This is a genomic window from Blautia sp. BCRC 81119 (assembly GCF_003184505.1).
GTDB classification, from domain to species: domain Bacteria; phylum Bacillota; class Clostridia; order Lachnospirales; family Lachnospiraceae; genus Blautia_A; species Blautia_A fusiformis.
The window spans coordinates 26,582-42,531 of the sequence record NZ_QJHD01000004.1; the positions used below are offsets into that span (position 1 = coordinate 26,582).

17 protein-coding genes are annotated in these 15,950 nt (G+C 43.8%); 6 read left to right on the top strand and 11 right to left on the bottom strand.

Annotated elements, in window-relative coordinates:
* Positions 1-37: 37 nt before the first annotated feature.
* Positions 38-889, bottom strand: a complete 852-nt coding sequence (locus DMI82_RS03305; RefSeq protein ID WP_059085399.1) for a sigma-E processing peptidase SpoIIGA — start codon at positions 887-889, stop codon at positions 38-40.
* A gap of 297 nt (positions 890-1,186) precedes the next feature.
* Here DMI82_RS03305 and DMI82_RS03310 point away from each other — a divergent pair, with 297 nt between their 5' ends.
* A complete protein-coding gene (locus DMI82_RS03310) occupies positions 1,187-2,053 on the top strand; it encodes a shikimate dehydrogenase (protein ID WP_022427354.1) in 867 nt (288 codons plus the stop codon).
* A 126-nt stretch (positions 2,054-2,179) separates the two neighbouring features.
* Here DMI82_RS03310 and thrS read toward each other — a convergent pair whose 3' ends face one another.
* The 3 genes from thrS to DMI82_RS03325 all read right to left on the bottom strand — a co-directional run bounded on the left by thrS (position 2,180) and on the right by DMI82_RS03325 (position 5,553).
* Positions 2,180-4,141: a threonine--tRNA ligase gene (gene thrS / locus DMI82_RS03315; protein WP_110102483.1), complete on the bottom strand. Its 1,962-nt coding sequence runs from the start codon at positions 4,139-4,141 to the stop codon at positions 2,180-2,182.
* 420 nt (positions 4,142-4,561) lie between these two features.
* Entirely contained in the window at positions 4,562-5,044 is a 483-nt protein-coding gene (locus tag DMI82_RS03320) for a YdcF family protein (protein ID WP_092071306.1), read from the bottom strand.
* The gene (locus DMI82_RS03325) at positions 5,044-5,553 is read right to left on the bottom strand and encodes an SEC-C metal-binding domain-containing protein (RefSeq protein ID WP_110102484.1); all 510 of its coding nucleotides are present in this window, start codon (positions 5,551-5,553) and stop codon (positions 5,044-5,046) included. The genes DMI82_RS03320 and DMI82_RS03325 overlap by 1 nt, the downstream gene beginning before the upstream one ends.
* A gap of 236 nt (positions 5,554-5,789) precedes the next feature.
* On the opposite strand from DMI82_RS03325, the gene DMI82_RS03330 reads away from it, so the two are divergent.
* The 5 genes from DMI82_RS03330 to DMI82_RS03355 all read left to right on the top strand — a co-directional run bounded on the left by DMI82_RS03330 (position 5,790) and on the right by DMI82_RS03355 (position 8,484).
* A complete protein-coding gene (locus tag DMI82_RS03330; protein ID WP_110102485.1) occupies positions 5,790-6,143 on the top strand; it encodes a BlaI/MecI/CopY family transcriptional regulator in 354 nt (117 codons plus the stop codon).
* Between the two features lie 338 nt (positions 6,144-6,481).
* Positions 6,482-7,108: a hypothetical protein gene (locus DMI82_RS03340; RefSeq protein ID WP_110102487.1), complete on the top strand. Its 627-nt coding sequence runs from the start codon at positions 6,482-6,484 to the stop codon at positions 7,106-7,108.
* A gap of 144 nt (positions 7,109-7,252) precedes the next feature.
* Positions 7,253-7,540 carry a hypothetical protein gene (locus DMI82_RS03345; protein WP_110102488.1) on the top strand — a complete coding sequence of 96 codons (288 nt, stop codon included), beginning with the start codon at positions 7,253-7,255 and terminating at the stop codon, positions 7,538-7,540.
* A 205-nt stretch (positions 7,541-7,745) separates the two neighbouring features.
* On the top strand, positions 7,746-8,135 hold the full coding sequence (locus tag DMI82_RS19705; protein ID WP_158526419.1) for a hypothetical protein: 390 nt from the start codon (positions 7,746-7,748) through the stop codon (positions 8,133-8,135).
* Complete coding sequence (locus DMI82_RS03355; protein ID WP_158526420.1) at positions 8,110-8,484, top strand: helix-turn-helix domain-containing protein; 375 nt, start codon at positions 8,110-8,112, stop codon at positions 8,482-8,484. Before DMI82_RS19705 ends, DMI82_RS03355 begins: the two co-directional genes overlap by 26 nt.
* Before the next feature lie 134 nt (positions 8,485-8,618).
* Here the strand turns inward: DMI82_RS03355 and DMI82_RS03360 are convergent, their stop codons facing one another.
* The 7 genes from DMI82_RS03360 to DMI82_RS03390 all read right to left on the bottom strand — a co-directional run bounded on the left by DMI82_RS03360 (position 8,619) and on the right by DMI82_RS03390 (position 15,823).
* Positions 8,619-9,440, bottom strand: a complete 822-nt coding sequence (locus DMI82_RS03360; protein ID WP_015527102.1) for an HAD-IA family hydrolase — start codon at positions 9,438-9,440, stop codon at positions 8,619-8,621.
* A 134-nt stretch (positions 9,441-9,574) separates the two neighbouring features.
* Positions 9,575-10,849, bottom strand: a complete 1,275-nt coding sequence (locus DMI82_RS03365) for an adenylosuccinate synthase (protein WP_022426147.1) — start codon at positions 10,847-10,849, stop codon at positions 9,575-9,577.
* 120 nt (positions 10,850-10,969) lie between these two features.
* Positions 10,970-12,403 (bottom strand): adenylosuccinate lyase, encoded by a 1,434-nt coding sequence (gene purB, locus DMI82_RS03370; protein WP_110102489.1) that lies wholly within the window; start codon positions 12,401-12,403, stop codon positions 10,970-10,972.
* Between the two features lie 121 nt (positions 12,404-12,524).
* Positions 12,525-13,217 (bottom strand): amino acid ABC transporter ATP-binding protein, encoded by a 693-nt coding sequence (locus DMI82_RS03375; protein ID WP_110102490.1) that lies wholly within the window; start codon positions 13,215-13,217, stop codon positions 12,525-12,527.
* 21 nt (positions 13,218-13,238) lie between these two features.
* On the bottom strand, positions 13,239-13,889 hold the full coding sequence (locus DMI82_RS03380; RefSeq protein WP_110102491.1) for an amino acid ABC transporter permease: 651 nt from the start codon (positions 13,887-13,889) through the stop codon (positions 13,239-13,241).
* A 228-nt stretch (positions 13,890-14,117) separates the two neighbouring features.
* Positions 14,118-15,008, bottom strand: coding sequence for an amino acid ABC transporter substrate-binding protein (locus tag DMI82_RS03385; RefSeq protein ID WP_110102492.1), 891 nt, complete (start codon positions 15,006-15,008; stop codon positions 14,118-14,120).
* Positions 15,009-15,100: 92 nt separating this feature from the next.
* Entirely contained in the window at positions 15,101-15,823 is a 723-nt protein-coding gene (locus tag DMI82_RS03390; RefSeq protein ID WP_158526421.1) for a LytR/AlgR family response regulator transcription factor, read from the bottom strand.
* Positions 15,824-15,950: the final 127 nt, after the last annotated feature.

The following is a 15,950-nucleotide window of genomic DNA, read 5'->3' on the forward strand; positions in this document are numbered from 1 at the left end:
TCTTGCAGCTGCTCTGTTCATAACATAAGCCCCCTTCTCAATTTAATAGTCTGGAATTCAAAAGTATCTCGTACTCTTCTCCCAAAGCTGAGGGCTCGGATGTTATGGCAAGCACCGGTTTTCCTACATGTACCACCCTTTCGGGAGTTTGGATCAGAAGTTCATCAAGGATCACTGCCAGCAGCAGTCCTTTTTTTCCATCTGCGGTATGACAGCTCAGAAAATGCGGCTGCAGACTGACAAATCCTGTATTTTCCAGTGCCTCTGGTTTATCTTTAATATCCATCAGTTTTTTCACCTGCTCTTTCGATATCAGGCTTCCCAAAAGTTCCTGTTTGATGATCGATACCGGCTGTTTTTTCACAGGATCCATAAGGAGATTTCCGGTATCATAAAAGCCGTATGTCTGCTGCAGCTTCCCCTGATATTTCAAAGTGACCGGAAAAATATTTCTTCTTCCAAACCGGAAGGTCTCGGTCACACATCCCAGAGTATAAAGTGTGCCATAAATCCCTGCCAGAAAAAGCAGAAATATTTTCACCGTCATGGTTCTTTCCGTTTCCAGTGCCTGATAGATCCCGCCAACCACAAAAGCTGTGAAATACAGAGCCAGAATGGTTTTTACAAGAAGGCCGCCTTTTTTCAGTCGAAAAGCAAACGACGCCATAAAAAAAGCGCAGCCGCCATGGATCAGTACAGCGGCAGGAAAAATGATCTTAAAAGGTGCACATACAAGCAGGCAGGATACAAAAGATCCAAAGGCAGCGGATATCACACATCTTCTGCGTTTCCCGTCAAGATGCAGAAATTTTCCCACAAGTCTTAAAAGCATGTAATCCATAAGGAAATTCGTCATAAAAACGATATCTATGTATATCCTCTGATACATAAGCTTCCCCCACTGCTGTTTCGTCTGCCATCGATTCTCAACTTTGGTAAGTGTATTTATTATAGGGCAGGCTCTTTGCATATTTTGTCAAATCCGGATGTCGATTCTTCTAACTTATCGGGTCGTTTCTGTCTGTCTCGACATTTATAGATTTTTTCTATGAATCGGCGACAAAAATGTATAAATTTCCGTACAATATTTGTATTTGTTGATTTTCGCACTTTATAGTGCTAAAATATTTTTTATTATATTTCGTAAAGAAATTCTATTATATGAGATACAGGAGGGAATCGAACAATGATCAATATTACCGGACATACCGGGCTTACCGGCCTTCTGGGAAGCCCCGTGGCACACAGCGTATCACCTTTAATGCACAATGAGGCATTCCGTTATCTTGGACTTGATTATGTGTATCTCTGTTTTGATGTAACAGAGGAGACCCTTCCCCAGGCTGTGGAAGGACTGAAAGCCTGTGGGATCAAGGGCTTTAACCTGACCATGCCAAACAAGAATAAGATCGTGGAGCTTCTGGACGAGCTTTCTCCCACTGCCCAGCTGATCGGAGCGGTAAATACCGTACGCAACGACAATGGAAAATTAAAGGGGTTTAATACGGATGGTTATGGATTTACCCAGTCTGCCAGAGATGCCGGCTGTGATGTAAAAGGACGCACCATCACCGTTATGGGCGTCGGCGGTGCCGGAATGGCAATCTGCGGCCAGTCCGCCCTAGAGGGTGCAAAAAAGATCCATGTTTTTGCACGTCCTACCAGCCGTTACTGGGAACGTGCTGCTGCCATGGCAGAAAAAATGTCTCATATGACAGAATGTGAGATGATCCTTCATGAGATGGATGATCACACTGCGCTGAAGGACGCACTGGAGGAAAGCAATCTCCTCATCAATGCAACTTCTGTGGGAATGGTCCCGGATGTGACAGGCACCGTGATCCCGGACAAGACTCTGTTCCATCCGGAACTTACCGTAGCCGATGTTGTATATGAGCCAAGAGAAACAAGACTTCTCAGGGAAGCCCGGGAAGCCGGATGTCCGACCTTTAACGGAATGTACATGCTGCTCCACCAGGGTGTAAAGGCTTTCCACATCTGGACCGGACTGGACATGCCGGTTGAACTCGTCAGGGAGAAATATTTTAAATAAAAAATATCCGGCAATACTGACCGCCTCCGCATCACAGCGTGGTCTCAATATTGCCGGATCAAAAATAAAGGCGGCCCGCCTATCACACGGGTCGCCTTTTATTTATCCGTCAATCATCTGTTTTGTTTATTTCTTCTCTTCCTGAACCTCGATCTTACGGATCGTCTTGTTCTTGATCTCTTCTTTGATGAAGTCAATGAACTCACCAAGCTCTTTCATTCCCTCATCGCCAAGATAGCGGCTTCTTACGGAAACCTTACCCTCTTCTTCCTCTTTTGCACCAACGATAAGCATGTAAGGTACTCTCTCAAGACGTGCCTCACGGATCTTGTATCCCATCTTCTCGGAACGTCCGTCTACAGAGCAGCGGATTCCTGCTTCTCTCATCTGAGCTTCAACCTTCTGTGCATAATCGTTATACTTCTCGGAGATCGGGATCACACGAACCTGCTCAGGGCAGAGCCATGTCGGGAACATTCCTGCGTATTTCTCAATGAGCCATGCCAGTGTTCTCTCATAGCATCCCATGGATGTACGATGGATGATGTACGGACGCTGTTTGTCGCCATTCTCATCGATATAGTACATATCAAACTGCTCTGCAAGAAGTGCATCCCACTGGATCGTGATCATGGTGTCTTCTTTTCCGTATACGTTCTTTGCGTTGATATCAACCTTCGGTCCGTAGAAAGCAGCCTCGCCCACATCCTCTGTGAATGGAATGTTCAGCTCCTCAAGCATCTGGCGGATATGGCCTTCTGTCTCTTCCCATACCTCCGGCTCACCGATGTATTTCTCTTTGTTTGTCGGATCCCATTTGGAAAGATGATAGGTTACATCTTCCTCAACACCAAGTACCTGCAGACAGTACTGGGCAAGTGCGATACAGTCTTTGAACTCTTTTACCATCTGGTCCGGTCTTACGATCAGATGTCCCTCGGAAATAGTAAACTGACGAACTCGTGTCAGGCCATGCATCTCTCCGGAATCCTCATTACGGAACAGTGTGGAGGTCTCGCCGAGACGGATCGGCAAATCACGGTAGCTGTGCTGCTCTGCTTTGTATACATAGTACTGGAACGGACATGTCATCGGACGAAGTGCATAAACCTCTTTGTCCTTCTCCTCATCACCAAGTACGAACATACCATCTTTGTAATGATCCCAGTGTCCGGAGATCTTGTAAAGATCGCTCTTTGCCATAAGAGGAGTTTTTGTTCTTACGTATCCACGCTTTGTCTCCTCATCCTCGATCCAGCGCTGAAGCTCCTGCATCATGATCACACCGTTTGGCATGATAAGCGGAAGTCCCTGTCCAATCACATCTACAGTTGTGAAGATCTTCATCTCACGGCCAAGCTTGTTATGGTCACGTCTCTTTGCTTCTTCCATCTGCTCCAGATGCTCTTTCAGCTCATCCTTTGTAGCATAGGCTGTTCCGTAGATACGTGTGAGCATTGCGTTTTTCTCACTGCCTCTCCAGTATGCGCTGGAAGAAGAAAGAAGCTTGAATGCCTTGATGCCTTTTACACTCATCAGGTGCGGGCCTGCACAGAGGTCTGTCCAGTCTCCCTGTGAATAGAAGGAAATCTCTTCTCCCTCCGGAAGATCCTCGATCAGCTCAACCTTGTATGGCTCATTTTTCTCTTTAAAGTATGCGATGGCATCCTCACGGGATTTTGTAAAACGCTCGATCTTTGCGCCTTTTTTGATGATCTTTTTCATCTCTTTCTCAATGGCGTCAAGATCCTCCCGTGAAAATGGCTCGTGGTCGAAATCATAGTAGAAGCCTGTATCAATGGATGGTCCGATGGCAACCTTTGCCTCCGGGTATAAGTTCTGTACAGCCTGTGCCATTACGTGAGATGCTGTATGACGGAGAACTGCAAGGCCCTTCTCGTCTTTCGCTGTAAGGATATTCAGCTCACAGTCGCTGTCAAGAACTGTACGAAGATCTACGACCTCTCCGTTTACTTCTCCTGCACATGCAGCACGTGCAAGGCCTTCGCTGATGTCATATGCGATATCGATCACAGCTTTTGCTTCTGCATATTCTTTTTTTGAGCCGTCTTTTAATGTAATGATCATTGTTGTTTCTCCTTTCATTTGAAATGAAGTTTTTATGATACACAGTATGTATCTGCTTTTGCAAGAGATTCTGCAATAAAAAAATCCCTCACAGCACATCACATACTGTAAGGGACGAGTTCATTCATTCTCGCGGTTCCACCCTGCTTGCTCTGCTGCCCGGTCATGCCAAGATGCAAAGCCTCTCAATTATGATGATAACGGAATCACCGGACCGGATTGGGGCCACTCGGAGGTAGTCTTCGGCTGTTTCCCGATAAGATGTTTCCAGCACTTCACATCTCTCTCTGTAACGTTTCACAGCTTACTCGTCTCGTCAACGTGTTTTTATTTCTTTTTCTGTGGTTCATTATAAGCGCAGTATTTTTATTTGTCAACGCATGTTGACAAAATTTTTGAGATTTCTCTTCTCGCACAGATCTACAGATTTCCCATGAGTTTGTCTTTGATAATGGCCAGAATCTCACGGGGAATGTAGATAAAAAGACGCCAGCTTCGATACCTGGAAGGTACCATGGCCACTTCCCGGAATCCACATTTTCTTGCAATGGCTGCTCCTCTCCATACATGAAAATTGTTCGTCACCACGCCTACGGAACAGTCTGTGGTTCCGATCTTTCTGCAGCTGAATTCCAAATTCTCTTTCGTACTGGTAGATTCCTCTTCCCGTATCAGTCTGTCCCCGTCTATTCCGTGACCGGTAAGATAACGATACATGGCCTCTGCCTCGGAAATGTTTTCTCCATCGCCTTTTCCTCCTGAGAGCACTGCCTTCGTACCCGGATTTTCTTCAAGATAAAGAAGGGCCCTTCTGGCTCGTTCCAGAAGGGCAAGTGTCATCCGTGTTCCGTCCACATGGGCACCTAACACGATAATGTAATCCAGATTCTTCTTTACGCTCATTATCTTCCGCAGCAGTGTTTGTATTTCTTGCCGCTTCCGCATGGGCACGGATCGTTTCTTCCGACCTTGTGCGGTTTCACAACTGTGCCGGATTTCTTCTGCTCCATGTAGAGGGTTTTCTTTTTCTCTTCTGTGAAGATCTTGTCCCACTGAGGAAGGTTGTAAAGCCAGTCAGCCTTGGCATCTACCATGTTCTTATAGAGTGCCTCTTTATCAAATGCAAGGTTTACCTTGGTATTCTCATCCATGGTCTCGATTGGGTTCGGAACCTTCAGACTGTCATTGATTCCGTCAAGGAAACCAACCATAGTCATAACATCCTGACCGTATTTCTCAGCAAGTTCTTTTACAGTTCCGGAAACAACCTCATCCGGGTTCTCAAGAAGCTGCTCATAAATATTCTTTTCAATGTTAAAATAATTTGCCCAGAAGCGCTGAAGCTTATTCTTATCTGCATTCTGATTATAAGCAATGGAACGCCACTGCTCAAGAATTGTCATATCGCTCATTGTCTGATCCTCTTTTCCAAAATTTTAGATAAATAAGACGGAGATTTATATTCCGCTTCGCAATTTCTACTTATTATATCATCTTTTGGCGAAGAAATCAAATATATCTGTTTCATATCTGAGTTATTTTATCACACTGAGTAGGCATTTGATTTGAAACAGATTGGATTGACAATTCGAGACTATTATGATAGTATGAATGTATAAACTATTGCAATAGTCTAAGAGGAGTAATTATGAATACGAAATTATATGATTCAGAACTTAAAGTTATGGAGGTTTTATGGAAGGAGGGAGATGATTCAGCTAAACATATTTCGGAAATTTTAAACGCAGAGATTGGCTGGAATAAAAATACTACTTATACGGTTATTAAAAAATGTGTTGCAAAAGGAGCTATTGAACGTTATGGAAGCAACTATATGTGCAAACCATTGATTTCCAAAGAGAATGTTGAAGAATTTGAAACAAAGGAACTCATTGATAAACTGTTTCACGGATCAAAAATAAATTTTTTTGCTTCCTTTGTGAGTCATGAAAAATTATCAGAGGAGGAACGTAGGCAGATAAAGAAAATGCTAGAGAAATGAGGTGCTGGACTATGATACGTCAGATGCTGATTATTTCAAGTATGTTTATTGGTCTGGTTTTGATGGCACATGCATGTCTGAAGAATCGTATTCCCGGACGTATTTATGTGATACTCTGGGAAATTGCATTGCTTCGCCTGATTCTGTCGTTAAAGTTACCAATTCTGCCATTTTTCAATCACATAGCTACTTTTCAGCAAGTACAGTTTCGTTAACAACAGGGAATATTGAGAAAATTTTTTTTATAATATGGAGAATAGGATTCAGTATTTCACTTATTACAGTCCTTAGCAGTTATTATAAAGAACGAATGATATAAGAAGTGGAGGGATACATTTATGAAGACTAACAAATGGTTATGTAGCTGTATGATTGTTGCTTTATGTTTATTTTCTATATGTACAACTGCTTTTGCAAATAATAATAACGTTAAAGTAGCATCAAAGCTGGATGCAAAAGATGTAAAAAATAGAATTGTAACAACTGTAACAATTCAAGATGTTAAAAGTGGCTTCGTCTCTTCATATAATGTTGAAGATGAAAACATTAAGTGTTCTCGTAGTGCTGATGGAAAGGAAATTATAGCCATTATATCTGTAGGAGATGAAAAAGCCAGTGCTAAAAGAGCACCGTCTCAAACAAATAGCAATACATTCTATGGGTGGAAAGGAAATGCCCGAATTTCTTGGTACGATGATGGAACTTGGGCTTGCCTTAAAACTGCAGGAGGTGATTGGACAAAAATATCAGGAAATTACAATATGACAGGGAAAAAAATAGTTTGGGGTCAAGATCTTGGTACTAATAGCAAATCGAGTAGTGCAACCTTTATTAATAGCTATAATACAACAACTAATTGGCCAAAAGGAAAGTATGGATATGGATTAGGACATAAAGTTGGTGCTTACATCAGTGGGACTGTGAATGGAAAAAAGGTTAGTGTATCCTGCAATTATGTTTTTTAATAAGAAACAGAAAATTTAAAAACAACAAAATCATTGATAAGTACAACTGAAAATTATAATACATACGATAATGGGAAAAGGTATCAAGTGGCAAAATAAAATTATTTATTCTTATATGTGTACGTATAGCACGGAGGTGGTTTTATGAAGTATATTCAGGATAATGGAAAAATTAAATTATGTGAAACTGATAATATGGATCATCTCGTGCGATTAACACAAGCGTTGAATGAAAATAATATTCCTTATGAAACCAGATTGAAAAAAGCAACATTTATCAATAATCTTTTTTTCTTGATTTTTTATCATACTTTTGCATCGGGAATTGATCATAAGAATGAAACAACATGTATTTATGTACTAGAAAAGGATTTTGATGCTGCCAAAAAAGCAATAGTAAACTACAGAGAGACTGTGAGAAAAAGTCTGTAAATAAGATTCTTCTATGATAATGAAGGGTGATTTCCTTGTAAAAAAAGGATTTTGATATGGATCACTTAAAAGAACTCTACCATCTCAGATGGTCACAGGAAACAGCATACCGGGATCTAAAATACCCACTATGTTTAAAAGCATTTCATAGCCAAAAGTATGCTTATATTGTACAGGAAGTATTTGCCAGGGTACCCATGAGCTTTTGTTACCGCTAGCAGTAACTGCCCACACTGCGATACAGGGGATCGAACACACTTTGCATACCGGAAATGTCTGTATCATCCCACCGCATACCACTCACAGTATGGGGATCTTTGATGACAGTGTTGCTTTTAATATCCTGGTACGTAGCTCCACCTTTCATTCCACATTCTTCCAGTCACTGACTGCTGACAGTGCCCTGACGCAGTTTTTTGCCCATGTGCTGTACCGCAAGACCGTGGGAAATTATCCGATCTTTCACAGTGGAAATGATGCACAGATCCATGACATGCTGGAAAATCTCTATATCGAATATCTCGGCCACGCAAAATACAGCTGCACCTTTCTCAACTCCATTCTGGGCCATGCTGCTGCGTTTTCACGAAAATGATATTGAATCCATCCTTACAAAGGACAGCACCGGAAATTCTGTAACGGAAATCCTCAACTACCTGAACCGTCACTACCAGAGCGTTACCTTACGTGAAGCTGCGAAGCATTTTGGCTATAGTACTTCCCACTTCAGTACCCTGATCAAGGAAAGTACCGGACGGACATTTTTACAGATCATCCGGGATATCAAGCTGAACCAGGCATGTCATGCTCTGCGTGAAACCTCTCTCAGCAATCTTGCGATCTGTGAACTTGTAGGGTATGAAAGTCCGGAGCATTTCATGCGTACTTTTAAAAAAACATATGGAATGACTCCCGGTGAATACCGGAAGAAGAACAGGGAATAAAAGATTACAAGATCTTATATATTTTCTGTATAACAGATGCCGTTCCGGGAGATACTTATCATATCCTCCCCTTTAGAATGCAGAGGGCTTCGCGATGGTGCAGGCCCTCTGCGTTTCTCTTTTCACACTGAAGATCATTTCACGCCAAGCTTCTCAAGCGCCTTCGCCGCCTGCTTCAGATTCTCAAACTGGATGGTATGGATACCGGCTTTTCCGGCTCCCTCACAGTTCACGGCACGATCATCCAGAAATACCGATTTCTCCGGTTTCAGGCTGTAACGCTTCAGAAGTGTTTTGTAAATATCCACCTCAGGCTTGATCTGCTGCACATCACAGGAAAATACCACTCCGTCCATATATTTCAGAAAAGACATATCCTGCTTTGTACGATCCAGCATATAAGTTCCGTAGTTGGAAAGGACATAGAGATGATATCCCTGATTTTTGAGATATTTCACCCAGGTTTCCGCATAATCATACAGATGCATACACTCCGGATCACGTCGTACCACCTCACGGATATCTGCTTCATATTCCGGTGCACTTTCCACAAATTTATCTACATACCAGGACTCCTCATGCTGTCCACGGTCCTGTTCCTCCCAGATCGGGTTTCGAAATACTGCATCTGCGATTTTCTGATACTTTTCTTCCGGGAAGTCATAGCTCCGAAGATACTCTTCCCAGTCATAGCCCATCAGCACATTTCCCACATCAAAAATAATATTCTCGATCATACGGTTTTCATCCTCTCTCGGCTTCTTATTTCCCCAGATCCGGTACGCCATCCAGAAAACATACGCTACGATCGGTACCAGAACGGCTGCCGCAAAAGCCCCCCGGAACAAAGCCTGGGCGTTTTCACTGCTTCCCCAAGCAAATGCCATTGGAAGGCAGAATATAAGAAGTAATATGACAACACCTGCAAGTGCCGCGATTCTTTTAAAATTTTTCATTGAGCTTCCTTTCACATGATACATCCGCTATTCTATCTGTTATTTTAACTGAATATCTCTTTGAACCAAAAGGGCGCCGGAGAAATTCTTCCCCGGCGCTTCCTGTTGTCATAATCCTGATACTGTAAAAATAATTATCTGTAAATGATGTCGTTTCTTCCTGGTCCGTTAGAGATCATTGTGATCGGGAATCCAATATGTTTTTCTACGAACTCTACATATTTTCTGCAGTTCTCCGGAAGATCCTCATATTTTTTGATTCCACGGATATCGCATTTCCATCCCGGAAGCTTCTCAATAACCGGTTTTGCTTTCTCAAGCTGCACAGTTGTCGGGAATTCTGTTGTTACCTCTCCGTCGATCTCATAGCCTGTGCAAACCGGGATCTCATCCAGATATCCCAGAACATCCAGTACTGTAAAAGCAACGTCTGTAGCTCCCTGGAGACGGCATCCGTATTTGGATGCAACACAGTCGAACCATCCCATACGTCTCGGACGGCCTGTAGTAGCACCGAACTCACCACCGTCACCGCCACGTTTTCTCAGCTCATCTGCTTCCTCGCCGAAGATTTCAGAAACGAATGCACCTGCTCCAACTGCACTGGAGTAAGCTTTGCATACGGTTACGACCTTCTTGATCTCATATGGAGGCAGGCCTGCACCGATGGCACCATAAGCAGCCAGTGTGGAAGAGGATGTAACCATCGGATAGATTCCGTGATCCGGGTCTTTCAGAGTTCCGAGCTGTCCCTCAAGAAGAACCTGTTTTCCCTCTTTCAGTGCATTCCAGAGATAGAGAGATACGTCGCATACGTATGGCTCAACCATCTTCTTGTATTCCATCAACTCATTCATGATGTCTTCCGGTTTCAGAAGAGGCTTATGATAGAGATGCTCAAGTGTTACGTTCTTGGTCTCGCAGATACGTACAACCTTCTCTTTCAGTGCTTCCTCATCAAAAAGCTCACTTACCTGGAAGCCGATCTTTGCATATTTGTCAGAATAGAACGGAGCGATTCCGGATTTTGTGGAACCGAAAGCCTTGCCTCCAAGACGCTCCTCTTCATACTGATCGAACAGAATGTGGTAAGACATTACCATCTGTGCTCTGTTGGAGATCAGGATCTTCGGTGCCGGTACTCCACGGCCTACTACTTCGTTGTACTCCTTGAAGAATACCGGAATGTTCAGTGCAACACCGTTTCCGATGACACTGGTCGTATGTCCGTAAAACACACCTGACGGAAGTGTATGAAGTGCGAATTTACCGTAATCATTTACGATGGTGTGGCCCGCATTGGCTCCACCCTGAAATCTTACGATGATATCGGCTTTCTCAGCAAGCATATCTGTGATCTTGCCTTTACCTTCATCTCCCCAGTTTGCTCCTACTACTGCAGTTACCATAACACAGTTCCTCCTTGTGTCTTTCTCTATTATTCGGAACGGCATGTTCTCTGCCTGTAATACACAGAGACACGTCATTCCTGTCTGTGTTCATTTCTTAATGTTTATAACATCTTGGAATTATACGTTGATCTCAACCTTAACGCCAAGCAGATCCTTATGTGCATCCAGAACCGGCTGTACCACATTGGCGATAAATGCCTCTGTCTGCTCTTTGGCACGTCCTGTATATCTGGACGGATCCATGGATTTCTGAAGATCCTCAAGAGTCAGGTTAAATGCCGGATCCGCAGCGATCAGCTCAAGAAGATTGTTATCTTTACCCTCTACCTTCACGTTCTTTCCTGCTTCCATGGAAAGCTCACGGATACGCTCATGAAGCTCCTGACGGTCTCCGCCTGCCTTAACTGCATCCATCATGATATTCTCAGTTGCCATAAATGGAAGCTCAGACATCAGTCTCTTCTCGATAACCTTCGGATAAACAACCAGTCCGTCTACAACATTGAGGCAGAGATCCAGGATTCCGTCGATCGCAAGGAATCCTTCCGGAACGCTGAGACGCTTGTTTGCAGAGTCGTCCAGAGTTCTCTCAAACCACTGTGTTGCAGATGTGATCGCCGGGTTCAGTGCATCGATCATCACATATCTGGACAGGGAAGCAATTCTCTCACTTCTCATCGGATTTCTCTTATATGCCATAGCGGAAGATCCGATCTGGGATTTCTCAAATGGCTCCTCTACTTCTTTCAGATGCTGAAGAAGACGGATATCGTTGGACATCTTATGTGCACTTGCAGCGATTCCCGCAAGGATATTCAGCACACGGGTATCAACCTTTCTGGAATAGGTCTGTCCGGAAACCGGATAGCAGGATCTGAATCCCATCTTCTCTGCGATCATCGGATCGATCTTGTCGATGGTCTCCTGATCCCCGTCAAAAAGTTCCAGGAAGCTAGCCTGTGTACCGGTTGTTCCCTTGGAGCCAAGAAGCTTCATAGTGCTTAATACATACTCAAGGTCCTCAAGATCCATCAGGAATTCCTGAGTCCAGAGAGTTGCTCTCTTACCTACAGTTGTCGGCTGTGCCGGCTGGAAATGAGTAAACGCCAGAGTTGGCTGGTCCTTATACTGTGCTGCAAACTTGGAAAGCTCTGCGATCACGTTCACAAGTTTCTTGCGGACAAGCTTCAGCGCCTCTGTCATAATGATGATATCCGTATTATCTCCTACATAACAAGAGGTTGCTCCCAGATGGATGATGCCTTTTGCCTTCGGGCACTGTACGCCAAACGCATACACGTGAGACATTACATCATGGCGAACCTGACGCTCACGCTCCTTAGCCACATCATAATTGATATCATCCGCATGAGCCTTCATTTCGTCGATCTGCTCCTGGGTAATGTTAAGGCCAAGCTCACGTTCCGTCTCAGCAAGTGCGATCCACAGCTTTCTCCATGTACGGAACTTCATGTCCGGAGAAAAAATATACTGCATCTCTTTACTTGCATACCGCTCTGACAGCGGGCTAACATATCTGTCTGTATTCATTACTACCTCCTGATCACATACCTCCGGGCCGGAATGGCGAAAGATCCGTTATCTGCCCGGTTCTGGTTAATTCACGCCTCTTGAAATTATATAACATTGCCTCTTTAAAAGCAACCGTTTGTTACTCCATACCCTGATGGAATTTTCCCAAAAATTCCTTCATTCTGCCATTTTCGGAAGAAAATACCTCCTGCGGCGTTCCCTCCACTGCGATTACACCCTTATCCATAAAGATGATACGGTCGGAAATATCTCTTGCAAAATTCATTTCATGAGTAACGATCACCATGGTGATATGCTCCTGAGCAAGATCCTTGATAACCTTCAGGATCTCACCGGTCAGTTCCGGATCAAGTGCAGATGTAGGTTCATCAAAAAACAGGATCTTCGGATTCATACAGAGCGCACGGGCAATGGAAACTCGCTGCTGCTGTCCTCCGGAAAGCTGAAAAGGATATGCCTTCTCCTTGTCTGCAAGGCCCATTTTCTTAAGAAGGCTTCTTGCCTGGACGTAAACCTCATCTTTCTTTCTCTTCTGCACCTTCAGAGGTGCATCCACTATATTTTTCAGTACGGAAAAATGCGGAAACAGATTGAACTGCTGGAACACCAGTCCCACATCACCGTTTTTGATGATCTCGCCGCTGTCCGGCGTCTCAAGTCCTGTGGCACAACGCAGGATGGTTGACTTGCCGGAACCGGAAGGACCGATGATACTTAAAACTTCTCCCTCTTCCACGTCAAGAGAGATATCTTTGAGAACTTCCAGTCCGTCAAAGCTTTTTTTGATATGTTTCATTTCAAATAATTTCATATTTTATACTCTCCATTCCGGTTAGCGGTAGTAATTCATACTTTTCTCAACCTTCTGCATCACAACAGCCACGATCAGGTTGAACACATAATAAAATATCGCAGCGATCACAAATGGCATCATTGTTGTCTGTGCACTTGCGATCTGCTTGGCAATGGTAAACATCTCCGCAACTGCCACAACAAACGCAAGGGAAGTATCCTTGACCAGCGTAATGACCTCATTCGTAATAGACGGCAAAATCCTCTTGATCACCTGTGGAAGGATGATGCGGAAAAATGTCTGTACCTTATTGTATCCAAGGATTTTTGCAGCTTCATACTGTCCCACCGGCATGGATTCAATGCCGCCGCGATAGATTTCTGCAAAGTAAGCTGCATAGTTGATGGCAAATGCGATAAATACAGCGATCAGACTATATCCCATGGAAATACGGATCCCGAAGATAAAATAAGGGCCGAAATATACAACCATCAGCTGCAGCATCAGCGGCGTTCCTCTCATGATGGATATGTACCCGGATACAATGGTACGGATCACTTTGTTTCTGGACATTCTGCCAAAACAGATCAGAAGTCCCAGCGGCAGAGAAAACAGCAAGGTTATAAAAAAGATCTCAATAGAGACCAGCATTCCTCCTGCCAGCTGCTGAAGCATTACACTAAAACTCATTTTTTTCCTCCTGGTTCGGAGTATCAGTCCCATTTATCGGACTGATACCTGTAATTCCTGTAAACAACAGGAAATGAGCGTGTACGGCAGCTCTTTCTGCGCCGAAGCACCCTCATTTCCTTTTTATGCGGAAGCTTCAAAAGCTTCTGCTATGTTTCTTATTTCTACTGCTGTTGGATAGCTTAAAAAATATCTTCACAGCTTTTACTGTACCGGATCTGTACCGGATCATTTGGATTCAGAATCGGTTTCTTTCTCTGTGCTGTCTGCACTTTCTTCTGTGTCAGCTTCTGCTGAATCAGAATTCTCTGTCTTATCCTTGTCCTCGCTGATGCAGAGCATGCTCTTATCCAGTTCATACTTATCTGCAAGCTTGTCAACCTCACCGGACTCGTCAAGCTTCTTGACCTCATCCCATACGAGATCCTTCAGCTCATCATTTCCCTTCTTGAATCCGATGCCATACTGCTCGTTCTGGATCGGCTCGTCAAGGATCACATATTTATCCTTGCCTCTCTGGGAAAGCTGATAGTTAGCAACACCAATATCAACAGCAACAGCGTCTGCAGCTCCGGAATCAATATTCATAAATGCAGTGTTGTAGTCCGGATTCTCTGTAAGAGATGCAAAGCTGTCCTTCAGGTCCTTATTGTCATCGTTGTTCAATGCGTCCAGTGCAGCGGATGCAGCCTGTACAACTACGTTCTTGCCCTTAAGATCCGCAAGCTTCTCAATTTCAGAATCCTTGGCAACTACGATCACCTGCTCATTGTTGATGTATGGATCACTCCATGTATAGTCATCCTCACGTCCGTTGATAGTAAATCCATTCCATATACAGTCGATCGTTCCGGAGTTCAGCTCCATATCCTTGGAATCCCAGTTGATAGGCTTCTTAACAAGTTCCCAGCCAAGATTATCACATACTTCCTGGGCAAGGTCAAGGTCAAATCCTACATATTCTCCGTTATCATCCTTATATCCGAACGGAGGATATTCAGCATCAAATCCTACGATCAGGGTCTTATCCTCAACACCTGCCTGTACACTCACTCCTGTTACCATCATTCCTATTGTCATCGCTGCCGCCATTACTACTGCAACTGTTCTTTTCTTCATGGTCATTCTCCTTTTTTCGGTTATCTCTTTATCACATGGTCACTCTACCACGCGAAAGCGTATGGTTATAGTAACATACCCAAAAGGAGCTGTCAAGAGCAAACCTTCTGCTCTGCCAGATAATCTTTGTATTTCTTTCTGGCCGTTTTCAGATATGTTCTGGAAATTGGGATTTCCGTCTGTCCGACCACAAAACTGTTCTTCTTAAGTGAAGTTACCTTCTCCATGTTGATACAAAAGCTCTGATGACATCTCAGAAAGCTGCTGTCTGACAGCTGTCCCGAAAAATCCCCCAGCCTGGCTCTGCAGCTGATCTTTTTTCCATCGGTAAGATGAAATGTCACACTGTGAAGACTACTGGATATATATGCCAGATGATCGTGCTGCAGTGTATAAACCTGTGTCCTGTAGCGAAAATACAGCGCTCTTCCGCCTTCACGCCTGCATACCTCCAGGATATGTACCAGAACATGTTCCAGTTCTCCACTTTCAACCGGTTTGACCAGATAGTTATAGGCAAACACTTCAAATGCTTCTTTATAGAATTTTTCATTCTCTGCCACCAGCACAACCGGGATATAATGTCCTTTCAGGCGCATTGTCCGTACAGTTTCCAGGCTCCTGCCCTGATCACCATCCAGCCCCAGAAATATCAGATCGCAGATCTTGTGTCCCTCTGCCAGTCCTTTCAGAAGACTCTCTCTGGTCCGATACAGAAGGAGCTCTGCATCAGGGGCCAGTGTGGAAAGCTGCCTGTACAGCTTCTGTGCATCCTTTCGTATTTCATCACATATCGCGATCGTCATCACTGCCATTGCCGTGTTTTCCTCCCTCATGCTCTTTCTGATATTAACATTTTATTTTCAAAGAAAGACCTGCGCAATATGTGCTTCTAATTGTGCCTTGTTTTTTTACAAATTATTGCAATTCATGATCTGTTTT

Excerpts from the sequence above, each read along its gene's own strand:
- DMI82_RS03360 (WP_015527102.1), bottom strand. The coding sequence starts at position 9,440 with ATGAAAAATTTTAAAAGAATCGCGGCACTTGCAGGTGTTGTCATATTA.
- DMI82_RS03390 (WP_158526421.1), bottom strand. The coding sequence starts at position 15,823 with ATGGCAGTGATGACGATCGCGATATGTGATGAAATACGAAAGGATGCA.
- DMI82_RS03340 (WP_110102487.1), top strand. The coding sequence starts at position 6,482 with ATGAAGACTAACAAATGGTTATGTAGCTGTATGATTGTTGCTTTATGT.
- DMI82_RS03355 (WP_158526420.1), top strand. The coding sequence starts at position 8,110 with ATGCTGCTGCGTTTTCACGAAAATGATATTGAATCCATCCTTACAAAG.
- DMI82_RS03375 (WP_110102490.1), bottom strand. The coding sequence starts at position 13,217 with ATGAAATTATTTGAAATGAAACATATCAAAAAAAGCTTTGACGGACTG.
- DMI82_RS03330 (WP_110102485.1), top strand. The coding sequence starts at position 5,790 with ATGAATACGAAATTATATGATTCAGAACTTAAAGTTATGGAGGTTTTA.
- DMI82_RS03325 (WP_110102484.1), bottom strand. The coding sequence starts at position 5,553 with ATGAGCGATATGACAATTCTTGAGCAGTGGCGTTCCATTGCTTATAAT.
- thrS (WP_110102483.1), bottom strand. The coding sequence starts at position 4,141 with ATGATCATTACATTAAAAGACGGCTCAAAAAAAGAATATGCAGAAGCA.
- DMI82_RS03310 (WP_022427354.1), top strand. The coding sequence starts at position 1,187 with ATGATCAATATTACCGGACATACCGGGCTTACCGGCCTTCTGGGAAGC.
- DMI82_RS03385 (WP_110102492.1), bottom strand. The coding sequence starts at position 15,008 with ATGAAGAAAAGAACAGTTGCAGTAGTAATGGCGGCAGCGATGACAATA.
- DMI82_RS03365 (WP_022426147.1), bottom strand. The coding sequence starts at position 10,849 with ATGGTAACTGCAGTAGTAGGAGCAAACTGGGGAGATGAAGGTAAAGGC.
- DMI82_RS03305 (WP_059085399.1), bottom strand. The coding sequence starts at position 889 with ATGTATCAGAGGATATACATAGATATCGTTTTTATGACGAATTTCCTT.
- DMI82_RS03320 (WP_092071306.1), bottom strand. The coding sequence starts at position 5,044 with ATGAGCGTAAAGAAGAATCTGGATTACATTATCGTGTTAGGTGCCCAT.
- DMI82_RS03380 (WP_110102491.1), bottom strand. The coding sequence starts at position 13,889 with ATGAGTTTTAGTGTAATGCTTCAGCAGCTGGCAGGAGGAATGCTGGTC.
- purB (WP_110102489.1), bottom strand. The coding sequence starts at position 12,403 with ATGAATACAGACAGATATGTTAGCCCGCTGTCAGAGCGGTATGCAAGT.
- DMI82_RS03345 (WP_110102488.1), top strand. The coding sequence starts at position 7,253 with ATGAAGTATATTCAGGATAATGGAAAAATTAAATTATGTGAAACTGAT.